Source organism: Streptomyces europaeiscabiei, assembly GCF_001550375.1.
Taxonomy (GTDB): domain Bacteria; phylum Actinomycetota; class Actinomycetes; order Streptomycetales; family Streptomycetaceae; genus Streptomyces; species Streptomyces europaeiscabiei.
The window spans coordinates 1-4,201 of record NZ_LRTR01000319.1; the positions used below are offsets into that span (position 1 = coordinate 1).

General features: G+C 70.5%; 2 protein-coding genes. Both read left to right on the plus strand.

Translation table 11 applies throughout. From position 1 onward, the window contains the following. Nucleotides 1-178: 178 nt before the first annotated feature. Entirely contained in the window at nucleotides 179-1,987 is a 1,809-nt protein-coding gene (locus AWZ10_RS15585; RefSeq protein WP_046710068.1) for an ABC-F family ATP-binding cassette domain-containing protein, read from the plus strand. Between the two features lie 380 nt (nucleotides 1,988-2,367). Beyond that, complete coding sequence (locus AWZ10_RS15590; protein ID WP_046710069.1) at nucleotides 2,368-4,152, plus strand: outer membrane protein assembly factor BamB family protein; 1,785 nt, start codon at nucleotides 2,368-2,370, stop codon at nucleotides 4,150-4,152. Nucleotides 4,153-4,201: the final 49 nt, after the last annotated feature.

Here is a 4,201-nt window from a genome sequence, read left to right on the forward strand (position 1 = left end):
GCCGCCGCTGGTCCCGGCCGTGCGGGCAAGGGTGTCACCGTGCCCGAGTGAAGCCGTCGGCCCTCCGAGCCCAGCCCCCCGCTCACGGCGTCCCCCGGCCCTCGCCCCCGCCGCCCGTCACACCCCTGCGCCCCGCGGACTACCCTGGAGGGTCGATCGTCCCCGTGGCAGGAGAGTAATGGCCGTCAACCTGGTCAATGTCGAGAACGTCAGCAAGGTGTACGGCACCCGCGCCCTGCTCGACGGGGTCTCGCTCGGCGTCTCCGAAGGGGACCGGATCGGCGTCGTGGGGCGGAACGGTGACGGCAAGACGACCCTGATCCGGATGCTCGCCAAGCTGGAGGAGGCCGACACGGGCCGGGTCACCCACTCCGGCGGCCTCCACGCCGGCGTGCTCACCCAGCACGACTCCCTCGACCCGGCCGCCACCGTCCGGCACGAGGTCATCCGGGACATGGCGGACCACGAGTGGGCGGGCAACGCCAAGATCCGGGACGTACTCACCGGACTGTTCGGCGGCCTCGACCTGCCCGGCTTCCCGCAGGGGCTCGACACCGTCATCGCCCCCCTCTCCGGCGGTGAGCGGCGGCGCATCGCGCTCGCCAAGCTGCTCATCGAGGAGCAGGACCTGATCGTCCTCGACGAGCCCACCAACCACCTGGACGTCGAAGGCATCTCCTGGCTCGCGAGCCACCTGCGGGAGCGGCGGTCCGCACTCGTCTGCGTCACCCACGACCGGTGGTTCCTGGACCAGGTGTGCACGCGGATGTGGGACGTGCAGAAGGGATCGGTCTTCGAGTACGAGGGCGGGTACTCCGACTACGTCTTCGCGCGCGCCGAGCGCGAGCGCATCGCCGCCACCGAGGAGACCAAGCGCCAGAACCTGGTCCGCAAGGAGCTGGCGTGGCTGCGGCGCGGTGCCCCGGCCCGTACGTCGAAGCCGCGGTTCCGGGTCGAGGCGGCGAACGAGCTGATCGCGGACGTGCCGCCGCCGCGTGACACGAGCGAACTGATGAAGTTCGCCTCGTCCCGGCTCGGCAGGACCGTGTTCGACCTGAAGGACGTCACCGTGCAGGCCGGGCCGAAGGTGCTGCTGAAGCACCTGACGTGGCAGCTCGGGCCGGGCGACCGCGTCGGCCTCGTCGGCGTCAACGGCGCCGGCAAGACCTCCCTGCTGCGGGCCATGGCCGATGCCGCGCGCAGCGAGGGGGAGAAGCAGCCGGCCGCCGGCCGGGTCGTCACCGGCAAGACCGTGAAGCTCGCGTACCTCTCCCAGGAGGTCGCCGAGCTGGACCCGAACCTGCGGGTGCTCCAGGCCGTGCAGCAGATCCGCGACCGCGTCGACCTCGGCAAGGGCCGCGAGATGACGGCGGGGCAGCTCTGCGAGACCTTCGGCTTCAACAAGGAGAAGCAGTGGACGCCGGTGGGCGACCTCAGCGGTGGTGAGCGGCGGCGGCTCCAGATCCTGCGGCTGCTGATGGACGAGCCCAACGTCCTCTTCCTCGACGAGCCGACGAACGACCTCGACATCGAGACGCTCACGCAGTTGGAGGACCTGCTCGACGGCTGGCCCGGGTCGATGGTCGTGATCTCCCACGACCGGTTCTTCGTCGAGCGCACGACCGACAAGGTGTTCGCGCTGCTCGGCGACGCGGCGCTGCGGATGCTGCCGCGGGGGATCGACGAGTACATCGAGCGGCGCCACAAGATGGAGGAGGCCGCCGCCGCGGCCTCGCCCGTCGCCGTGAAGGCCGCCGCGGAGAAGGCCGTCTCCGCCGCCGACTCCCGTGCCGCGAAGAAGGAACTGCAGAAGATCGAGCGGCAGTTGGACAAGGTCTCCGAGAAGGAGGCGAAGTTGCACGCGCGGATCGCCGAGAACGCGACGGACTTCGCGAAGGTGGGGGAGCTGGACGCGGAGCTGAGGGCGCTCGGCGGGGAGAAGGAAGAGCTGGAGATGCGGTGGCTGGAACTCGCGGAGGACGCGTAGCGGTGGAGCTGGGCGGCTATTCGTCGTCGGGGCGATGTCGGATGCCGGGTGCGCGTTGTTGGTGGTTGCTCGCGCCCACGCGGCGGAGCCGCATATGGACACGGCCCCGCGCCCCTTCAGGGCGCGGCCCCTGGGCGGCGCTCATAGGTCCCCCCGCCTTCAAAAGGCGTATCGCGCGCGGCGCGCACGTCTCGTGAAGGGGGCGTGAAGGAGCGTAACGAGGGCATCACGGGCCGGTTGTCCCTTGGGAACAGGGGAGCGACCGGCCCCGTGCGTGGGTCCGTCGCAGTGATAGAAAGAGCCGTCTGAGAACAGTCTGAGAAGCGACACCACGCGTGACGACGGGTGGCTCGAAAGCAGCGAACAGGGGGAAAGCGCTGATGGTTCAGCCACCCGATCAGCCACCGCAGGGCGGCTACGGAGCACCACACAATCCGCCACCGCAGTCACAGCCGCAACCGCCGCAACAGCCGTACGGCTACCCGCAGACCCCGCCGCCGCAGGGCCCGCCCGCGCCGGCCCCCGGCTACGGCTACCCCCAGCAGCAGCCCGCGCAGCCGGGTCCGTACAGCCAGCCCGGCCCTTACACACAGTCCGGCCCCTACGCCCAGCCCGGCCCGTACAACCCGGCGTCGCAGGCCGGTTACGGCTACCCGCAGGCGCAGTACCCGGGCGCGCCCACCCCGCCGCCGGTCGGTGGCGGTGGCGGTGGTTCCAGGAACCCCTTCAAGGGCAAGCCCGCGATGATCATCGGCGTCACCGTGGCCGCGCTGCTCGTGGTCGGCGGCACGGTGTTCGCGGTGACGAGCCTCGGGGACGACGGCGAGAAGAAGCCGGTCGCCAAGGAGAGCGCGAGCCCCACCGAGGACGGCAAGCCCTCGCCCACCGAGCCCGTCAACGAGGGCGACGGCAGCGGCGACGGCGGCGAGGACCTCGACATCTCCGACCTCAACGCGGACCGCAAGGCCGGTGAGGCGAAGGTGCTCTGGTACAAGAGCGCCCCCGACGCCCCCGGCTCCGGCGCGAGCGCCCCCGGGCTGTGGGTCACCGACAAGGTCGCGGTGAAGGCGGCGTACAAACAGCTCTTCGCGTACGACGTCGGTGACGGGAACCCCGCCTGGGACCCGATCGGGTTCGAGGGGAAGATCTGCGCGGTCACCCCGAAGGCGACGTCCGCCGACCGGATCGTGGTCTCGTACCAGAGCGGCAGCGGCAGCAACGCCGAGTGCGACCAGCTCCAGCAGATCGACCTGAACACCGGCGACAAGGGCTGGTCGGCGGAGGTGGAGAAGGGCGAACTGTTCGACAGCGCCATCAGCGTCGGGCTGTCCGTCAGCGGTGACACGCTCATGGTGGGCCGCTCGCAGTCCGGGGTCGCGTACGACATCAACACCGGCAAGAAGCTGTTCGACAAGAAGAGCTACGGCCAGTCCTGCTACCCGGGCGGATTCGCCGGCGGCACCCGCCTGCTCTCCGTCTCCTCCTGCGCGGTGACCACCGACAAGGAGCACGACGAGGTCCAGGAGCTGGACCCGAGGACCGGCAAGGCCAAGTGGACGCGGAAGATCCCCAAGGGCTGGAAGGTCGAACACGCGTACTCCGTGGACCCGGTCGTCCTCTACCTCACCAACGAGGACGAGAACACCTGGAACATCTCCACCCTGAAGGCCGACGGCTCGACCCGTTCGCAGGTCGACTCCGACGACTCGTTCGCACCCGACTGCGACGGCGGGATCCTCACCCGGGACATGCAGGGCTGCACGGGCGTCGCGGCCGACGCGAACACCCTCTACCTGCCGACCGAGGAGAAGGACGGCACGAACGAGATCGTCGCCCTGAACCTCGCGACCGGCAAGGAGAAGTGGCGCCTCAAGTCGCCCGCCGCCGACGCGCAGATCGTCCCGCTCAAGGTCGAGGGGGCGAAGCTCGTCGCGTACGTGGAGCCCACGCGTGACGCGGGCGGCCGGGTGGTGTCCGTTCCGACCACCGGCGGTGCCCCCAAGGCGACCGGGCTCCTCCAGATGCCGGCGAGCGCCGCGGAGATCGAGGGCTCCTTCTACTCGAAGGCCGTCGACTACGTGGGCGGGCGCTTCTACATCTCCACGACCCTGCTGACCGGTGTCGACGACGCGAAGGAGAAGTTGATGCTGGCCTACGGCAAGTGACGCGCGCGACCGCCGCGGGCCGCGGACCGGCCCGGTCCGCGCCGTCGCC

Coding starts and splice junctions, on each gene's coding strand:
- AWZ10_RS15590 (WP_046710069.1), top strand. CDS start 2,368: ATGGTTCAGCCACCCGATCAGCCACCGCAGGGCGGCTACGGAGCACCA.
- AWZ10_RS15585 (WP_046710068.1), top strand. CDS start 179: ATGGCCGTCAACCTGGTCAATGTCGAGAACGTCAGCAAGGTGTACGGC.